Source organism: Tautonia rosea, from assembly GCF_012958305.1.
GTDB lineage: Bacteria > Planctomycetota > Planctomycetia > Isosphaerales > Isosphaeraceae > Tautonia > Tautonia rosea.
This window is the reverse complement of sequence record NZ_JABBYO010000003.1, coordinates 315,025-331,281: the sequence shown is the minus strand read 5'-3', so window position 1 is coordinate 331,281 and position 16,257 is coordinate 315,025. Positions and strand designations below refer to the sequence as shown.

The following is a 16,257-nucleotide window of genomic DNA, read 5'->3' as shown; positions in this document are numbered from 1 at the left end:
AGCGAGGGGGACGTGGGCCCGTCACGAATCGCGGGAGATCAGCACCGGAGCCAGGCGACGGCGCGTGGTCAACCAGTATACCAGGGAACCGAACCCGCGCGTGATCAGGCCGCCGAAGTGGAGGACCAGTCCGCGAGCACCGAGGGGGACGTAGAACGGCACGGCGACGCTCCTCGAACAGAAGGGGATGTGACTCGCAACGAGGCGATAACCAGGGCTTCCTCAGTTCCGGCTCGCACCGGGAGGCTTCGTCTGCCGTCGCACAGGGCGCTTCGGCCGGCAAAGCGATCGGGGATGCGGGGCATCAAGGGAACCCGGGTTTCCGTCTCGCCGCACTGATTGGCGAAAATGAAGGGAATGTCCAGGTCGTGGGAGACGATCCGGGGGATTTCTCCCGCGAGCGGCCCGAGCCGGCCGTAGAGCCAGTTCGGTCGGCCCGATCGGCGATCGGCGAAATCGGGCCAGGCGGAGCCGACGATGGCCAGGTCGATCCGACCTCGGTAGTCACTCCAGACCCGTCGGTAAATCATATCCGCGCAGATGGCGAAGCCGACGCGTCCCCAGGGAGTTTGGGCGATGATCGGCTCTCGGCCCTTGCGAAACCGCGTGCACTCCCAGAAGACGAGGTGCCGTTTGCGGTAGACGTGAAACGAGCCATCAGGGCCGCAGAAGGCCAGAGAATTGTAGAGATGCCCGGCATGGTGTTCGGCATATCCGGCGGCAATCCAGAGGCCCCAGCGTCGGCTCCGGTCTCGAAGGGCGGCGAGGGTCTTCCCTTCTCCGTCTTCAGCGATGCGAGGGTAGTCGCCCCGAGAACAGTAGCCCGTGTTAAACAACTCGGGCAATACGGCCAATTCGACGCCTTCGTCTCGGCAACGCGCCAGGGACGCATCGGCCCGATCCAGGTTGCCGGAGATGTCTCCCGGCACGCATCGTAATTGAATCGCGGCAGCACGCAATTCCACGAGTCGGCCCTCCCAGGCCTGGACCGAGAGGAGAATCATTCGCCTGGGCGTCAAAAAAACATGGCGGCCAGGACGACGTGTCTTCTCGGTTTGATCGGTCGATCCGTGACCGGACTCGATTGTTCTGTAGGATGACGGTCAGGGGCGCCTGTTACGACCGTTGCGAAACGGAAAATCGGACCCCTGCTCGCTTCGGTCGCAAGGCGTGGGGACTTTAATCGCTTTTCAAAGACCTGACCAGATCAAGTGACTGACGAATCGAGCGATGCCGTTCGAGACGAGCGGAAGGTTCCGATCGGCCTTGGTGACCGGTGGCGAGAGGAGTGTTGGGACTGGTATGGTTCTGCCAACGGCCCCCTCGTTTCTTGGCCCCTGAAACCCCGAGCCAGCACGTGACGCGATGGAGCACTTCGAGTTTCTCTATGATCTGCTGATTGTTTATGCGGTGGCCGGTTTGGTGGTCTTCGCGTTTCAGCGAATGCACATCCCGCCGGTCGTCGGGCTTCTGGTCGCGGGCCTGGTGGTGGGTCCGTCGGGCCTGGGGTTGGTCGGGGATCAGGAGCGGGTGCAGCTTCTGGCCGAGGTTGGGGTGGTCGTCTTGTTGTTCACGATCGGTCTGGAGTTCTCCCTGTCGAGACTCAAGACCCTCGGCCGGGAAATGCTGGCGATCGGTGTGCCTCAGGTCGTGCTCTGCGTCGCGGTGCCGACCCTGGCGACACGATGGTACCTGGGAGCCTGGGGTCCGGCCCTGTTCACAGGGATGCTCGTAGCGATGTCGAGCACGGCCGTCGTCCTGAAAATCCTGATCGAGCGGGGCGAGGTCGGCACGCCTCACGGAAAGATCGCCGTGGCGGTCTTGCTCTTGCAGGACTTGCTGGTGATGGTCTTCATGTTGGCCGTTCCCTTGCTTTCTCCCGAAGCCGGCGAGGCAGGATGGGAAGGGGTCCTGGGTCAGCTCGGTCTGGGCATCGGAGTGGTCTTCGGGATCTTGATCGGGTCGCAGTTTGTGATCCCGCCGATCCTCTTGCGGGTGGTTCAGACCCGGAACCGAGAGCTGTTCCTGATCTTCATCTTCCTGTTCTGCATTGGCATGGCGACGCTAACGGCCTGGGCGGGCCTGTCACTGGCACTCGGGGCGTTCCTGGCGGGCCTGGCAATCTCGGAATCGGAATACGCTCACCAGACGCTGGCAGAAGTCTTACCGTTTCGGGACACCCTGAGCAGCCTCTTTTTCGTGTCGGTGGGGATGTTGCTGGATCTCCAATTCCTGGCCACGCACCTTCCTCTGGTCTCAGCCACCGTTGTGGCGATTCTTGCCTTGAAGTTCCTGGCCGTCGCCATGCCAAGCTGGTTGGTCGGCTATCCGCTGAGGACTGGGACGCTCGTGGGCCTGTCGCTGGCTCAGATCGGTGAGTTCTCGTTCGTGCTGGCCAACCGAGGAATGGAGGCCGGCTTGTTGAGCAGCGACGACTACCAGGCGTTTCTCGCGTCGGCCGTGCTGACGATGGCATTGACGCCGATCCTGATCGCCTTCGGTCCCATGGCATCCACCGGGTTGGAGCGGATTCCGGCCATTCAGCATCTCTCAGAGAAACGTCGATCGCGTCGGCTGGCAGACGAACCGGCCCTTCCCACCGAGTCGATCGGCGATCACGTCATTATCGCCGGGTTCGGCGTGGCAGGTCGAAACCTCTCAAGGGTCTTGCAGGGTGTCGATATTCCATACGTGATTCTGGAGATGAACCCCGATTCCGTCCGTCGGTTACGGGGACAGGGACAACCGATCTTCTACGGCGATTGCACCAAGGCCGCGGTCCTGGAACATGCCGGACTTGACCGTGCCAAGATGGTCGTGGTCGTGATCTCCGACCCGGATGCGACCCGACGCGCGGTCCGGATGGCGCGTTTCTTGAATCCGAACGTCTACATCGTGGCCCGGGTTCACGACATCGAAGACATTGACGAATTACGTCGTCTCGGGGCCGATGAGGTGATTCCCGAAAACTTCGTGACCTCGATTGAGTTGTTCGACCGGGTCCTGGTCGAATATCAGGTGCCTCGAAACCTGATTCTCGACCTGATTGACCGGGTCCGCAGCGATCAGTACCAGATCTTGCGAGCGGCTCGGCCGGTCCGGCTGGACATGCCCTTCTCCCTGGCCGAGGGGGCTGGGGTCGAGTCGTGCCTGATCCCGGAACAGTCTCCCGCCATCGACCAGTCGATCGCCGAGCTTCGATTACGATCACTCAGCGGTGCGACGATCCTCGCCATCCGCCGAGGGTCGACGGATCTGGTCAACCCTGATCCTGAGATTCGCCTCCGGGGAGGCGATGTCGTGGTCATGTTCGGAGAACGTTCGCAGCTTGACCTGGCGTTCACCCTGCTTGCCCCGGAAACCGATCTGCCTCCGCCCCAGGGTCGTCATCGATCCCTGTCCTGATCGAAACACAGCGCGTCACGGTGAGGGTGATCGTCGACGACTCTCCGAATCGAGGGATCGATCGGAGGCTGAGGGCTTCGGGTCGGCGGGCCGGGCATGCGGGTCCGGATCGGGAGCAACGGGACGAGCCTCCCTCGGAGGAAGCACGATCCCCTCGACTCGGGCTTCGATCCGGGGCCCCGAGTCTCCCGAAGGCGCCACGGTGGGATATGGTATCGCCAGATCTCCGGGAGGCAGCGGAACCTCGCTGCCTTCGAACACCGGCGGACCGATCGGCTTCCCGCCTCGCTTGCGAGCCCGGACGTAGCGGACCACGACCCAAACCGCCAGCGCCAGGGCAAGCATCACGGCCAGATAGTGCTGAGCTTCCCGGATCCCGGCCTCGATCTGGTGGGCAAACAACCAGCCGAGGGCGAACATCAACGGGGTGCTCAGCATCACGGCGAACAGGTCAGTGATGAGCAGCTTCAACGGTGGATGCCTCAGGATCCCGGCCGTCAGGTAGGCCGCCGTCCGGAATCCGACCGCAAAGCGGCCGACAATCAGAATCTTCAAACCGTGCCGGGTGAAATACCCCTTGATTTGTTCCTCTCGGGCCCGGGTCAGGAATTTCCGGGTCAATCGGAAACTCAGCACACGTTCTCCATAGACGTAACCGAGCCCGTAGACAATGAAATCACCGATCAAGACCCCCAGCACGCAGGAGCCGAAGGCCATCGGAGCCCACATCGCCCCCTTCTTCGAAAGGATGGCTGCCACGATGATCGGCACCTCCTCGGGGACGGGAAGCCCCAGGCCGCCGAGGACCAGGAGGAGAATAATCCCGATGTAGCCAAACCGCTCGATCAAGTCCTCGGCCAACGCCTCACTCCCTGCGATCCTCGTCCTCTCGACCTTCGAACACTGCCAGGTTGAGTGATCGACGCTCATCCCCGATCATGACCGGGGTAGACTGCCTCGGCCACGTGTTTTCGAGAGGACGATTGGTGCTCAATCGGTCTTGAGTCCGGGAGAGGCCGTGCCTCCGGGCGGCTCGAAGCCAAAGCGTCGAAGAATCGCCTGGCCTTGATCACTGACCAGAAACGCGCAGAAGGCCTGAGCGGACGACGGCTGGTCACGATCGGCGACCATGCCCAGGTACTGGTCGATCGGATCGTGCAGGTCGGGAGAGACCGGCTCCCATCGAAGCGAAGGATCGGGCACCAGCGACCTGGCGATCAAGCCGGCCTCGGCCTGCCCGGATCGCACAAACTGGGCGGCGTTCTGAATGGACTGTCCGAAGACGATCTTCGGTTGCAGCTCGTCCCAGAGTCCCGAACGCTGTAAGACCTGTCGACCAGCCATACCGTACGGGGCATGGTCAGGATTGGCGAGCGCGATGCTGCGAATCGACGGATCGGTCAGGGCGTCGAGTCCCGATTGGTTCGATGGAACCGATTGGGAAAACGCCAGCACCAGAGGGCCTCGGGCATAAGGCCGAACCGAGTCGGGCACAATTGCACCGGAGTCGGAGAGACGATTCACGTAGTCACGATTGGCCGAGAGAAACACGTGGTAAGGAGCCCCCTGCTCGATCTGCCGGGCCAGTTGCCCCGACGAGCCAAGCACCGGAACCACGCGAATCCCCTCGGCCGCTTCGAATGCTTCGGTAAGCACGGGCATCGCCACGTGCAGGTCGCTGGCCGCCGCAACCCGGATCTCGGGGAGGTCGTTAGCCTGCGGTCGGTCGAACCAGAAGAAAAGCCGTCCGAAGGCAATCCCACTCGCCACCAGAACCAGGAAGGCCAGCACCCAGGAAAGATAAGCCCGCACGCCGCACTCGACTCCCAAGAACCAGGCGATCGGCCAGGAGGAAAGGCTTCGTAGCCCCCTCAGCCTTCCGCGAGTCCTCCTCATCATACCGCATGGACCGGCCAGCGGGCGAGCGTGGATGGTCTGCCGTTCCGTAGGGCTCTGGAAAACCCCTCGCAGACGAGACCGATCCGTCGGGGGTCTCGCGCTGCTGCGATTGCGTCGTGGACCGGGGTTCGGGTATCACCATAGGGGCCAGGCCGGGCGTCGGGAGCATTCCGGTCGGCAACCGACTCAGGGAGAGGACGTGGCGATCGCATGAAGACGGACCAGTTCCTCAAACACTACGGGATCATTGGCAACCCGTTTAGCGAGGAGGACGCCCAGACCGACACGGTCTTCAAGAGCGGCTGCCTCTGGACCATCCATCACCCCGCCTGGGACAAGTTCTTCGGCAGCCCAGCCGAACCGTCAACGGCCCTCGTCTTCGGCGAAAAAGGCAGCGGGAAGACCGCCATGCGGCTTCAGGCCATCGCCGAGCTGGAAACCTACAACAAGGAACACCCCGATTCCAGGGTCCTCGTCATCTCCTACGACGAGTTCAACCCCTTCCTCGACCACTTCCGCACCGCCATTCGGGCCAAGGATACCGCCTCGGCCCTGACTCGGTGGAGGCTCCATGATCACATGGACGCCATCCTCTCGCTCGGTGTCACCCAGCTCGTCGATCGCCTGACCGAAGAGCGAATGGACCTGACTCGGCTCTCCCTCGACCGCCGCCGCGACCTCCTCCTACTGGCGGCGCTTTACGACTCCTCGACCGGCGAACCGATCGACCGCCGCTGGGACCGCCTTCGCCGCCGGTCTGGCTTCCGCCCCCTCTGGAGCCGCCGCGACCTGCAAATCGGCATCGGCGTTACGGTGATCGTCGCCCTGATGCTTGTGGCCTTCGACGCCCTGCGAAGCTGGTCGATCACCCCCTGGCTCGTCGGCCTGGTGGCCGTCGGTTGGCTTTACTGGGGCTGGCGCCTGCTTCAGGCCGAGTTTCGGGCACGCGACATCCGCAAGGCCCTGCGCGTCCTGAGCCGCGACCCCTCGGCCCTGCGCTGGGAACTCCTCTGGTTCCGCCCAACCGAGCTGGCCGGTCAACCCATGCCGACCGCCTCAAAAGGCGGGGTCGGCGAGGAACGGTTCGAGCTGCTCCGAAAGTTCCAGAGCGTCCTGAAGGATCTCGGCTACGGTGGGATCATCGTCCTGGTCGACCGCGTAGACGAGCCCCAGGCGATCGAAGGAGACCCGCGCAAAATGCGGGCCCTGGTCTGGCCCTTGCTCGATCACAAGTTCCTTCGCCATCCGGGGATCGGCCTGAAGCTCTTGCTCCCGATCGAGCTGGCTTACTACCTCGATAAGATGGATAAGGAGTTCTACGATCGCGCCCGGCCCGACAAGCTGAACATGATCAAGCCGTTGCGATGGACCGGCCCCTCGCTCTATGACCTGGCCACCGACCGGCTTCGGGCCTGTGCGAGCGACGGTCAACCGACCAACGGCAGCCCTCGGCTCCGGCAATTCATTGACGAATCGGTCGGCGACGACGCCTTGAAAGATGCCCTGGGGCATCTTCGAACCCCCCGGCAGCTGTTCAAGTTCCTCCACCGCCTGATCGAGGAACACTGTCACCGCCACACCGAGGACAACCCGCGCTGGTCCGTCGATCAAGATACCTTCCGCTCAGTCTATGCCGACCACATGCGGAGCATCGACGCGTTCGATCGCGGCTACGGGCACGGCTGATCGCAACATAACACGCCATCCCCGATCGTCGGACGAACCCGGCGGCCCTCTGTTCTCAACGAGGGCTCGTCGGGTTACACTTGGGTATGGATGTTCAGCGAGACGGCCCCACATCCCTCCCCTCCGTGGGAAACCGAGGTCGAAGGCCCGAGACTGCCCGGTCCTTCGCTCCCGCCCGACCCTCAATCGGGACGGTCCTGGCCCGTTCGGCAACCAGAGGAGACGAGCGGTGATGAGTGGCTCATCGACGACCGAAGGCGATCCGGCCAGGCTATCGCTGTCGTTCGAGGAAGGCACGCTCGTCGTCGAAGGCTTGCCCGAGCACGACTCGCGAGGCCTTCCCGGCTTGCAGTTCGATCCCAGGCGGCGTGGCATCTACCGCGCCCCAGCCATCTGGTACCGCGAGATCGTGCAGTACCTGCGCGACCACGGCATTCCTTATGAGGATCGGGCCCGCGACTACCAAGGGAAGACTCCCTGGTCGATCCGCGTTGACAAGCCGGCCTTCCCGCATCAGACCGAGGCCCTGGAGGCGTGGTCGGCCTCCGGGATGCGAGGCGTGGTCGTCCTGCCCACCGGCACCGGCAAGACACATATGGCCAACCTGGCCATTCACGCGGCCCAACGGCCAACCCTCGTGGTCACCCCGACGATCGACCTAATGAACCAGTGGTTCGACGAGCTGACCCTCTGCTTCGATGTCGAGGTGGGTTTGCTCGGAGGCGGATATTACGAAATCAAGCCCTTGACCGTCACGACCTACGATTCCGCCTACATGAACATGGATCGAATCGGTAACAAGTTCGGTCTTATGGTCTTTGACGAGTGCCACCACCTGCCCGGCCCAACGTATGGTCTAGCCTCGACCTGTGCGATCGCTCCCTTTCGCCTTGGCCTGACGGCGACTCCCGAACGAGCCGACAACGCTCACGAACAGCTCAACCGCCTGATTGGGCCGATCATTTACCGGAAAGAGATTACCCAGCTTCGCGGGCAGTTCCTCGCCGATTATCGCGTCGAAACGCAATATGTCAATCTGAGCGAGGAAGAGCAGTACCGCTATGAATCGTGCCGAGAGGTGTATCGCACCTTCACCCGAGATCACGGCATCGACTTCCGCCGGCCCGACGCCTGGGGCCAGTTCCTTCGTCTCGCCTTTCGATCGCCCGAGGGGCGGATTGCCTATCAGGCCTATCGCGAACAGCGCGAGCTGGCCCTGGCCGCCCCGGCGAAGCTCCAATTGCTCGGCCGATTGCTCGACCATCACCACGGCGACCGGATCATCATCTTCACCCACGATAATGCCACGGTCTATCAGATTGCCCGGCGATTCCTCGTCCCGGTCATCACCCATCAGACCAAGACCAAGGAGCGCAGGGAGGTGTTGCTTCGATTCAACGACGGCCGCTTCCCGATCGTCGCCACGAGCCGAGTCCTGAACGAAGGGGTCAATGTGCCTGAGGCGAACGTAGCAATCATTCTCTCAGGAACAGGTTCCGTACGTGAACATGTCCAACGTCTTGGACGTATTCTTCGCAAGCGAGGCGATAAGGAAGCAGTTCTTTACGAAGTGATCACGCGAGGGACGGTAGAGGAGTTCACGTCGAGCCGTCGCCGCAAACATAGCGCCTATGGTGGGGGCTGACGCACCATGAACGATTGCAATCTGGAGATCCGCCTGATGTGCCCTACGGAACGAAACAGGATGCGAGCGAACCGCGTTCGTCTTGTGCTCTCTCTGACTGCCGCATCATGTGTCATCATCCTCTCTGGCTCGGCCGCAGCGCAGGCGGACCGTTACGAACTGGGACGTCGCCTGCGCACGTTTGAGGAACGATGGGATCAGACGTCCACCCCCGAGGATCGACAACGCGCGGCACAGGCCTTGAACGCCTCGGTCAGCGATTTCTTCCGCATGGAGTTCGGCGAGGCCGCGCGAGCGATGACGCGAGCGTTTCGCTTGCTTGAAGGTTCGGAGGAACGTTCGGAGGCGATCCGCTGGGCGGATTCGCGGGCGATGACTCCGGCCACTCGGCTGGTTGAGCGCGGCCGCCCTAAGCTTGAAGCGACCATCGGTGCGGTCTATTCGGTCGACGTCGAACCACCGGTCGGTGCGATGGGCAGAATCTCGGTTGTGATCGAAGGGGAGAATGCGGCTCGGACGCTGCGTGAAACCTCGCTGGGCAAGGGTTCGGAACAAGTTCAGGTCCCCACCGCCGATCTGCCCGAGGGGGATCATCTGTTGATCCTCGATGTGGTCGTGGCCGGTCGGGAGTTGGCTCGCAGTCAGTCCGTGCTCTCGGTCGTGGATCGGCTGACGGATCGGCTGGACGCAGCAAGGGAAACCATCGACGCCTGGAGCGGCGGCGAGGTATCGTTCACGACCGATACCGAGACGGCTCGTCAGCATGTGCAGACCCTGACCAATCTCGCGAATGGAGGGGCGTCTGAAACCGACATCGAGGCCGCCAGGCTGATGAGGGTCCTGGAAGCTCTGCTCGTCTCGCTCGACGAAGGGCAACCGTTCCACGGCCCCGATCGGCCAGGGTCATTCCGCATGACCCTGACGTCTCCCGAAGGCCGATTGATTCCGGCCCGCGTGTTTGTTCCCGAGGAGTTTTCGGACGGGAAGGCCGTTCCTCTCGTTGTGGCCTTACATGGAATGGGGGGGAGCGAGAACCTGTTTTTCGACGGCTACGGCCGGGGGGCGATCGTTGAGCACTGCCGGGAGCGTGGCTGGCTCCTCATCAGCCCCCGTCGAGGACCCGTTGGGTCGGGGCCGGTCGATGAGGTGGTCGACGCGATGGCCTCGCTTTACCCGGTTGACCCCTCTCGGGTGTTCCTCGTGGGCCATTCGATGGGAGCGGCTCAGGCCATCGATGCGCTTGTTCGCGAGCCCAATCGCTACGCAGGGGCGGTCGCACTCGGTGGTGGGGGAGCCGTTGCCGACGTACCGGGGCTTACTCGTATTCCTGTGCTCATCGGCATTGGTGATCAGGATTTCATGATAAGATCGGCCCGGAAACTCCAGAACGACCTCGAAGCGATCGGGTCGGAGCAGGTTGAATACCGGGAGTACCCCCACATCGAGCATTTGGTCATTGTCCAGGTTGCATTACCGGACACCTTCGAGTTTTTTGATCGGATCGTATCAGTTCCCCGGGGCGACGACTGATGAGGAAGGATCCCCGTCCAAAGCCGACCAGGCGTCAACGGCTGATCGAATGGGGCATCACGGCCGTGATGCTCGGGATTCTCGGCCTGCTGATCATCGGCCCCCCCTGGAAGCAGTTCATGCCTCCCGAGGGGATGGAGACGATCGACGACCTGATCGCCGCTCTGCCCGAGACGTATTGCTTCGCGGCGGTCGAGCACGAAGGGATGCCGTATGTCGTCTGGGTGGGGAGGCCCCGGGGGCCGATCGTCTCCGGCCCTCCGGTCTGCGTCTTTGACACGAACGGCCGCCTGGTCGATTGGTCGGGTGACACGGGCGACTCGAACAACCAGTTCGTGCGGGAGATGCACGGGCTGGCGTTCCGGTCGGCCTCGATCAGCACGGATGAGGCAATTGCTCGATGCCGCCCATGAGTCGATCGGCGACACCCCAGTTCCGAGGCCCGGGGCGTCGCCGGATCGAACGAAGCACGATCGGGGTCAGAAGGTTCCGGCATCGATCGGGCCGTCGGCGACGGCGGCGAGGTTCTCGAAACGCATGAAGTTCTTGAGGAAGGTGAGCTTCACGGTATCGGTGCGGCCGTTTCGGTTCTTGGCGACGATCAGCTCGGCAATACCGGGCTGATCGTTCGGATCGTAGTATTCAGGGCGGTGCAGGAGGAGGACAAGGTCAGCGTCCTGCTCAATCGCCCCCGACTCGCGAAGGTCGGCCATGCGGGGGCGGCGGTCCTCGCGGTTTTCGACGCCTCGGTTGAGCTGCGAAAGGGCGACGACGGGGACGTTCAGCTCTCGGGCGAGCGTCTTGAGACGGCGGCTGATCTTGGCAATCTGCTCCTGTCGGCTGTCGCGCCCTTCGCCCGAGTCGGGCTCGATCAGCTGGATGTAGTCGACCATGATCAGGCCGAGGTCCTGGCTGGTCTTGGCCTGGCGAAGCTTGATCCGGCGGGCGTTGGCCGTGATCTGGAGCATGTTGCGGGTAGGGGTGTCGTCGATCAGGACGGGAGCACCGGCCCGGAGTTCGTCATAGGCTCGGCCGAGCATGGTCATGTCACGCTGGTTGAGGCCCTGGCCGGTGCGGAGCTTGTGGCCATCGACCTTGGCCCGGGCGCCGAGCATTCGGTCGGCGATCTCCAGCTTGCCCATTTCGAGCGAGACGAAGAGGACGGCCTTGTTCTGGGTCAGGGCAACGTTCTCACAGATATTCAAAGCAATGGCCGTTTTACCCATACTCGGGCGGGCGGCGAGGATGATGAGCTGAGAGCCCTGGAAACCAGTCGTAATGTCGTCGAGGTCGAGCAGGCCGCTGGCGGTTCCGGTGATCGGGTGCCGCGACTCGGACCGCAAGGCGATCCGGTCCATGGCCTCGGTGACGATGTCCTGCAGGTCGACGGTCTCGCCGGTGGCCTGCTCCTCGGCGATCCGGAAGACCTGGCGTTCGGCGTTCTGGAGCACCTCGTCGGCCGACTTGATGCTGTCGTAGCTATCCTTGAGGATCTCGTGGGCGCCGCCGATGAGCTGGCGGAGGACCGACTTTTCTCGGACGATGACCGCGTAGTGCAGGGCGTTGGCGGCGTGGGGAACGCTGTTGATGATCGAACCAATCAGCTCGTCGCCGCCGAGGCGATCGTATTGTTCGCGGCGCTGGAGTTCCTCGGCGAGGAGCAGGGTATCGACGGGTCGACCGAGGTCGTACAGTTCGCGGATGACGGTGTAGAGCGTCTGATGGGCATCGCGGTAGAAGTCCTCGGGCCGGAGTAGCGGCACGACATCGTGGAGGACTTCGTTGTCGAGCAAGATGGAGCCGAGCACGCCACGCTCGGCTTCAAGGTTCTGAGGGGGCAGACGGTCGTCGGGCGGAGCCGACGACGTGGCTGCGTTTCGGGAATGATGACCGTTGCCGTGACCATTGGCGTAGGGGGACATCAGCAGGCAGCTCCGACCGATCGCGGGCGGCGAATGGCCGGGCCGACCCCTCGCGGATCAAGCCAAGAGCGGGCGATCGCCGCAGGGCCGAATCCATGGCTCTGTCGAAACGTAAGGGAGGCTGCGGTTCGGCCGGCCGTCAACCAGTATTCTTGATCGGCCGGATCAGGGGACCAACACGAAGGAAAAGGGGCGTCCCAGACCCAGGACTGGTCCACTGACGCCCTTGTGATCGTTACGATCCTGCCTGGAGCAATGATTCTGCCAGGGCAAACACAGGGGTCAGGCCCCTGCCTCGTCCCCTTCGACGTGGGTCGGGACCACCCAGAGCTTGACCTCGCCGGTGATCTCCATCCCCAGATGGATCGGGATGCTGTAGAAGCCGAGTTCCTTCAGCGGGCCCTCGATTCGGACGTTCTCGGCATCGATCTGGACCCCATCGGTCGCCAGGGCGGCGGCAATCTGCTGGGCGTTGACCGAGCCGTAGAGGTGGCCTTCCTCGTTGGCGTTGGCCTCGATGGTGATCGAGCGCTGGGAGAGTTGAGCAGCAAGGTTCTGAAGGTCGGAACGCTTGGCCTCTTCCAGGGCCTTGAGCCGGGAGCGGTGTTTCTCAACAATCCGCAGGTTGTGCGGGGTAGCGAAGGTCGCAAGCCCCTGCGGAAGCAGGAAGTTGCGCGCGTAACCCGGGCGTACCTTGACCAGATCGCCGGGCTCCCCGAGCTTGGCGACCTTGTTGGTCAAGAGGACGTGCATGTAACCGTTTTTCGGGCGGGTCGGGTGATTATGCCGGCGTTCCCACCCCGGGCGTCGCGTTGCGCCGAGGATCGCCTGAGCCGCCTGACTTTGCGACTGGGTGTGAGATTTGGCTCGGGCGGCCTTGGCGGCGGCCTTGGCCTGCTTGGTCTTGCTGGGGGTCTTGGCCATGATGTCGCGTCCTCGTCTCGTCGGGCGGCGCGAGCCCTGCGCCGTCGGCGGGTCGGGCCGTGCAATCGCCTTGCGGTTGCGTGGTATGGGTCGGGTTAGAACGGAATATCCTCGTCGCCTTGTTCGTCGTGGCTGGGGGCCGGCCGGCGAGGAGGAGGAGCGTACGGTCGGGGGCCGGAGCCGTTGGAGGCCCCTCGGGGCTCGCTGCTGTCGGGAGCGGCCCGACGGGGCTCTCGAGCCGGAGGATCATCGTACTCGACATCATTCCGGGAAGGAGCGCTACCGGTTTCGTCACCGCGGCGGCTATCGAGGAACTGGACGCGATCGGCCTCGACCTTGATCTTGGTCCGTCGCTCGCCACTGTTCCGATCTTCCCAGGAATCCATTTTCAGGAAGCCGTCGACGTGGATCTGGCTGCCTTTCTTGAGGTACTGGCAGCAGTTTTCGGCCTGACGGTTCCAGACGGTGATGTCGATGTACAGGGTCTCCTCGCGGCGATCCCCGTCTTTGGTATTGTAAACGCGGCTGGTGGCCAGTCGAAGGTCGCTGACCGGAGCCCCACTGGGGGTGTATCGCAGCTCGGGGTCATGGGTCAGGCGTCCGATCAAGAACACCTTGTTGAAGTCGGCCATCGAGACGAACCTCCCCGGCTCCGGACCGGTGGGTCACGGCGGATTGCGGACGGAACACGGACACACAACACTAAACGGTTGTCACCTTGAAAGAACCGTACCACATGGACCCACCGGACACAAGCCGAGAAGTCGAATCAGGATGGGCAACCCGACGGCGAGCGAGCGAAACCGATCAATCGCGATCACGGTCTCGGTCGCGGTCGCGATCACGTCCTCGTCGTTCCCCTCGGTCGCGACGGTCGCGGCGATCTTCATCTTCGGGCGGTGCACTTTCGTCGGTCGGTGTGAAGGACATGGCCTGCGTCACCAGGTGATCGACCAGCTTGGGATGCACTTTGAGGATCAGCTCTCGGACCACCAACTCGTCGAGGTGAAGGTCGGAGACGATTTCCTTGAGCTTCTCCCCCTCGACCCGGAAGAAGGTCAGCAGATAGCTGCCCTTCTTGTGGGGGCCGATCTGGTAGGCAAGGCGACGGTCGTCCCACTGGCGGCTGGCGACGATCTCGGCCTCATGCTTCTTCAAGAGGTCGTGAACGTGCTGTTCCGACTCCTCCCAGGAGGAGGCGACCTTGGTGCTATCGAGCAGGAACATACCCTCGTACGTATTGACCGGCACGGCGGACTCCTCAAGGACATTGGGGTTCCGTGGAGCCCTGGCGACTGAAGTACCCCGGGAGGGGGTTCCCAGGTTCAGGAAGGTTCGAGAGCCGTTGCCCTCGGAACCAACCTGACCGGAGTCCTTGCAGAGACGCCAGGGCCCGTCGCTCCTCCCTTCGAAGCGACGGTACTCGAAACCACACAGAGCGTTGCGAAAAAAAACGGATTGGCAAGCTTGACGACGGACGAAACGAGGTGATCAGCCACCCACGGCATTAAAGCGATTCATGGCGGCTTCGAGTCCCTGGGTCACCCAAACCGCGACGGCCTGGGTGGCTTCGATCAGAGTCTCGTCGATCACGGAGCGTTCGGTGTTTCGCCAACGGCCGAGGACATAGTCGGCGGCATCGATCGGGCCGGGATCACCGACACCGATCCGGAGGCGGGGGAATTCCTGAGTGCCAAGCTGGGCGATGATGTCCCGCAACCCTTTTTGGCCCCCGTCGGAGCCTTTCGGGCGAATGCGGAGCTTGCCCAGCGGCAGGCTAATGTCGTCGCAGATGACCAGCAGATCGGTTGCCGGATCGAGCTTGTAAAACTGGACAGCTTGCCGGACACTCCGACCGCTGAGATTCATGAAGGTCTGGGGCTTGAGTAGCAGGACCCGTCGGAAATCGATCTCGACCTCGGCGAGGAACCCGTCGAACTTCCGGGAGACGGCGGGCCCGGGGCTTCCCTGGGCCAGCCGGTCGAGCACGTCAAAACCGACGTTATGACGGGTTCCTTCATACTTGGGGCCGGGATTCCCCAGGCCAACCACGACTTTCCGATCGCTCATCATCAACTGCCCTGAGAGCGGCCTGAACGAGGCACTCTACCGTGGCGCGACGCCTCCGGGGGGAAGGTCACTCCGTGGCCGGAGCCTCACCGCCAGCCTCAGTCTCACCTTCCTCGGCAGCAGCACCGCCTCCCGATCCGGCCTTCTTCTCGACGACGTGGACCAGCATGACGCTTTCATCGGCGTCGGTGGTCACACCTTCGGGAAGCATCGACTTCAGATCGCGGACTAGGATCGCCTGACCCAGGCCAAGATCGCCGACTTCCAGGGTGATCGCTTTGGGAATCGCGTTGGGCTTCGCCTTGATCTTCAGGCTACGAACGATCTGCTCAAGACGGCCACCGAGCGCCAGGCCGGCGGGCTCACCGTGCAGCTCGATCGCAACTTCCGACTCGACCGTCTCACCGGCGCCGACTCGGAGAAAATCGAGGTGGATGATGTCTTTGCCCAGGTAGTCCCACTGAACATCCCGGACGACGGCCAACTCGGTTTCCCCGCCCCAGGTCAACTGGGTCAGGTGAATCGACCGCTTGAGCATCATGGCCACATCGTCCTTGGAGAGGGAGATGGGGACCGGGTCTTTTTTATGTCCGTAAATGATCGCCGGTACGCGACCCTGGGCCCGCAGCTTCCGAGCGACTCGGCTGCCGGTGCCCTTGTTTTTTGCCGGGTCGCGCGGCTCGACCTGGATGGTAACCGCTTCGGCCATGGGTAAGGGTGTCCGTCCCTCCGTCGCCGGGCCCGCCCATTCCGCGCCGAGCGGGACGGGCCGGAACGATCCGGATCGGGAGCTCGCAAGGTCCGAGAGAAACTAGGCCCTGCCGTCCTCGACCGGTTGTGTCGTGGTCGAGACGTGTTGGACCTGTGATCAAACGAAAAAAACGCCGCCCGCCTGGGCCGCGCATCATGCGATTATGACGATCCCCCCCCTGACCCGCAAGCCCCCAGCCCCGGAGAGGACTCGGTGCGCGGTCCAGACACCCGACGGTGCGCTCGAAGTCGCTGTCGCCGATCAACACAACTCGTTACGAGATGCGAGCCTCTGACGATTACGTTGGGTTTGTTTGGGCGATCGTGTGATCGGTCGGATGCCTCCACGAGTTTCGGGTACGGAACTTCTGCCACCCGGTCCGGCATTCGTTCAGAGAAACCCCCTCCCTTTGGATTCGGAACAAT

The 16,257-nt window shown here is 63.0% G+C and carries 14 protein-coding genes; 5 read left to right on the top strand and 9 right to left on the bottom strand.

The window, feature by feature from the left end; translation table 11 throughout:
• Nucleotides 1-104: 104 nt before the first annotated feature.
• Nucleotides 105-965 (bottom strand): carbon-nitrogen hydrolase family protein, encoded by an 861-nt coding sequence (locus HG800_RS06725; RefSeq protein ID WP_169975089.1) that lies wholly within the window; start codon nucleotides 963-965, stop codon nucleotides 105-107.
• 400 nt (nucleotides 966-1,365) lie between these two features.
• On the opposite strand from HG800_RS06725, the gene HG800_RS06720 reads away from it, so the two are divergent.
• Complete coding sequence (locus HG800_RS06720; protein ID WP_169975087.1) at nucleotides 1,366-3,405, top strand: cation:proton antiporter domain-containing protein; 2,040 nt, start codon at nucleotides 1,366-1,368, stop codon at nucleotides 3,403-3,405.
• A gap of 15 nt (nucleotides 3,406-3,420) precedes the next feature.
• Here HG800_RS06720 and HG800_RS06715 read toward each other — a convergent pair whose 3' ends face one another.
• Complete coding sequence (locus HG800_RS06715; protein WP_169975085.1) at nucleotides 3,421-4,266, bottom strand: DedA family protein; 846 nt, start codon at nucleotides 4,264-4,266, stop codon at nucleotides 3,421-3,423.
• 129 nt (nucleotides 4,267-4,395) lie between these two features.
• Complete coding sequence (gene modA / locus HG800_RS06710; protein ID WP_169975083.1) at nucleotides 4,396-5,217, bottom strand: molybdate ABC transporter substrate-binding protein; 822 nt, start codon at nucleotides 5,215-5,217, stop codon at nucleotides 4,396-4,398.
• Nucleotides 5,218-5,514: 297 nt separating this feature from the next.
• Here modA and HG800_RS06705 point away from each other — a divergent pair, with 297 nt between their 5' ends.
• The 4 genes from HG800_RS06705 (at nucleotide 5,515) to HG800_RS06690 (ending at nucleotide 10,578) form a co-directional block, all read left to right on the top strand.
• On the top strand, nucleotides 5,515-6,990 hold the full coding sequence (locus tag HG800_RS06705; RefSeq protein WP_169975081.1) for a hypothetical protein: 1,476 nt from the start codon (nucleotides 5,515-5,517) through the stop codon (nucleotides 6,988-6,990).
• Nucleotides 6,991-7,222: 232 nt separating this feature from the next.
• Entirely contained in the window at nucleotides 7,223-8,635 is a 1,413-nt protein-coding gene (locus HG800_RS06700) for a DEAD/DEAH box helicase (RefSeq protein ID WP_169975079.1), read from the top strand.
• 60 nt (nucleotides 8,636-8,695) lie between these two features.
• Nucleotides 8,696-10,165: a hypothetical protein gene (locus HG800_RS06695; RefSeq protein WP_169975077.1), complete on the top strand. Its 1,470-nt coding sequence runs from the start codon at nucleotides 8,696-8,698 to the stop codon at nucleotides 10,163-10,165.
• Nucleotides 10,165-10,578, top strand: coding sequence for a hypothetical protein (locus tag HG800_RS06690; RefSeq protein ID WP_169975075.1), 414 nt, complete (start codon nucleotides 10,165-10,167; stop codon nucleotides 10,576-10,578). The genes HG800_RS06695 and HG800_RS06690 overlap by 1 nt, the downstream gene beginning before the upstream one ends.
• A gap of 66 nt (nucleotides 10,579-10,644) precedes the next feature.
• Here HG800_RS06690 and dnaB read toward each other — a convergent pair whose 3' ends face one another.
• From dnaB to HG800_RS06660, 6 genes are all read right to left on the bottom strand, one after another.
• The gene (gene dnaB, locus HG800_RS06685) at nucleotides 10,645-12,087 is read right to left on the bottom strand and encodes a replicative DNA helicase (protein WP_169975073.1); all 1,443 of its coding nucleotides are present in this window, start codon (nucleotides 12,085-12,087) and stop codon (nucleotides 10,645-10,647) included.
• Between the two features lie 282 nt (nucleotides 12,088-12,369).
• Nucleotides 12,370-13,011, bottom strand: a complete 642-nt coding sequence (rplI, locus tag HG800_RS06680) for a 50S ribosomal protein L9 (RefSeq protein WP_169975071.1) — start codon at nucleotides 13,009-13,011, stop codon at nucleotides 12,370-12,372.
• Nucleotides 13,012-13,106: 95 nt separating this feature from the next.
• Nucleotides 13,107-13,643 carry a single-stranded DNA-binding protein gene (locus HG800_RS06675; RefSeq protein ID WP_169975069.1) on the bottom strand — a complete coding sequence of 179 codons (537 nt, stop codon included), beginning with the start codon at nucleotides 13,641-13,643 and terminating at the stop codon, nucleotides 13,107-13,109.
• 175 nt (nucleotides 13,644-13,818) lie between these two features.
• The gene (rpsF, locus tag HG800_RS06670; RefSeq protein ID WP_169975067.1) at nucleotides 13,819-14,262 is read right to left on the bottom strand and encodes a 30S ribosomal protein S6; all 444 of its coding nucleotides are present in this window, start codon (nucleotides 14,260-14,262) and stop codon (nucleotides 13,819-13,821) included.
• 240 nt (nucleotides 14,263-14,502) lie between these two features.
• Nucleotides 14,503-15,084: an aminoacyl-tRNA hydrolase gene (gene pth / locus HG800_RS06665; RefSeq protein ID WP_235963367.1), complete on the bottom strand. Its 582-nt coding sequence runs from the start codon at nucleotides 15,082-15,084 to the stop codon at nucleotides 14,503-14,505.
• 64 nt (nucleotides 15,085-15,148) lie between these two features.
• Nucleotides 15,149-15,790 (bottom strand): 50S ribosomal protein L25, encoded by a 642-nt coding sequence (locus HG800_RS06660; RefSeq protein ID WP_169975065.1) that lies wholly within the window; start codon nucleotides 15,788-15,790, stop codon nucleotides 15,149-15,151.
• Nucleotides 15,791-16,257 lie beyond the last annotated feature (467 nt).

Coding starts and splice junctions, on each gene's coding strand:
- HG800_RS06720 (WP_169975087.1), top strand. CDS start 1,366: ATGGAGCACTTCGAGTTTCTCTATGATCTGCTGATTGTTTATGCGGTG.
- HG800_RS06705 (WP_169975081.1), top strand. CDS start 5,515: ATGAAGACGGACCAGTTCCTCAAACACTACGGGATCATTGGCAACCCG.
- HG800_RS06700 (WP_169975079.1), top strand. CDS start 7,223: ATGAGTGGCTCATCGACGACCGAAGGCGATCCGGCCAGGCTATCGCTG.
- HG800_RS06695 (WP_169975077.1), top strand. CDS start 8,696: ATGCGAGCGAACCGCGTTCGTCTTGTGCTCTCTCTGACTGCCGCATCA.
- HG800_RS06690 (WP_169975075.1), top strand. CDS start 10,165: ATGAGGAAGGATCCCCGTCCAAAGCCGACCAGGCGTCAACGGCTGATC.
- dnaB (WP_169975073.1), bottom strand. CDS start 12,087: ATGTCCCCCTACGCCAATGGTCACGGCAACGGTCATCATTCCCGAAAC.
- rplI (WP_169975071.1), bottom strand. CDS start 13,011: ATGGCCAAGACCCCCAGCAAGACCAAGCAGGCCAAGGCCGCCGCCAAG.
- HG800_RS06675 (WP_169975069.1), bottom strand. CDS start 13,643: ATGGCCGACTTCAACAAGGTGTTCTTGATCGGACGCCTGACCCATGAC.
- pth (WP_235963367.1), bottom strand. CDS start 15,084: ATGATGAGCGATCGGAAAGTCGTGGTTGGCCTGGGGAATCCCGGCCCC.
- HG800_RS06660 (WP_169975065.1), bottom strand. CDS start 15,790: ATGGCCGAAGCGGTTACCATCCAGGTCGAGCCGCGCGACCCGGCAAAA.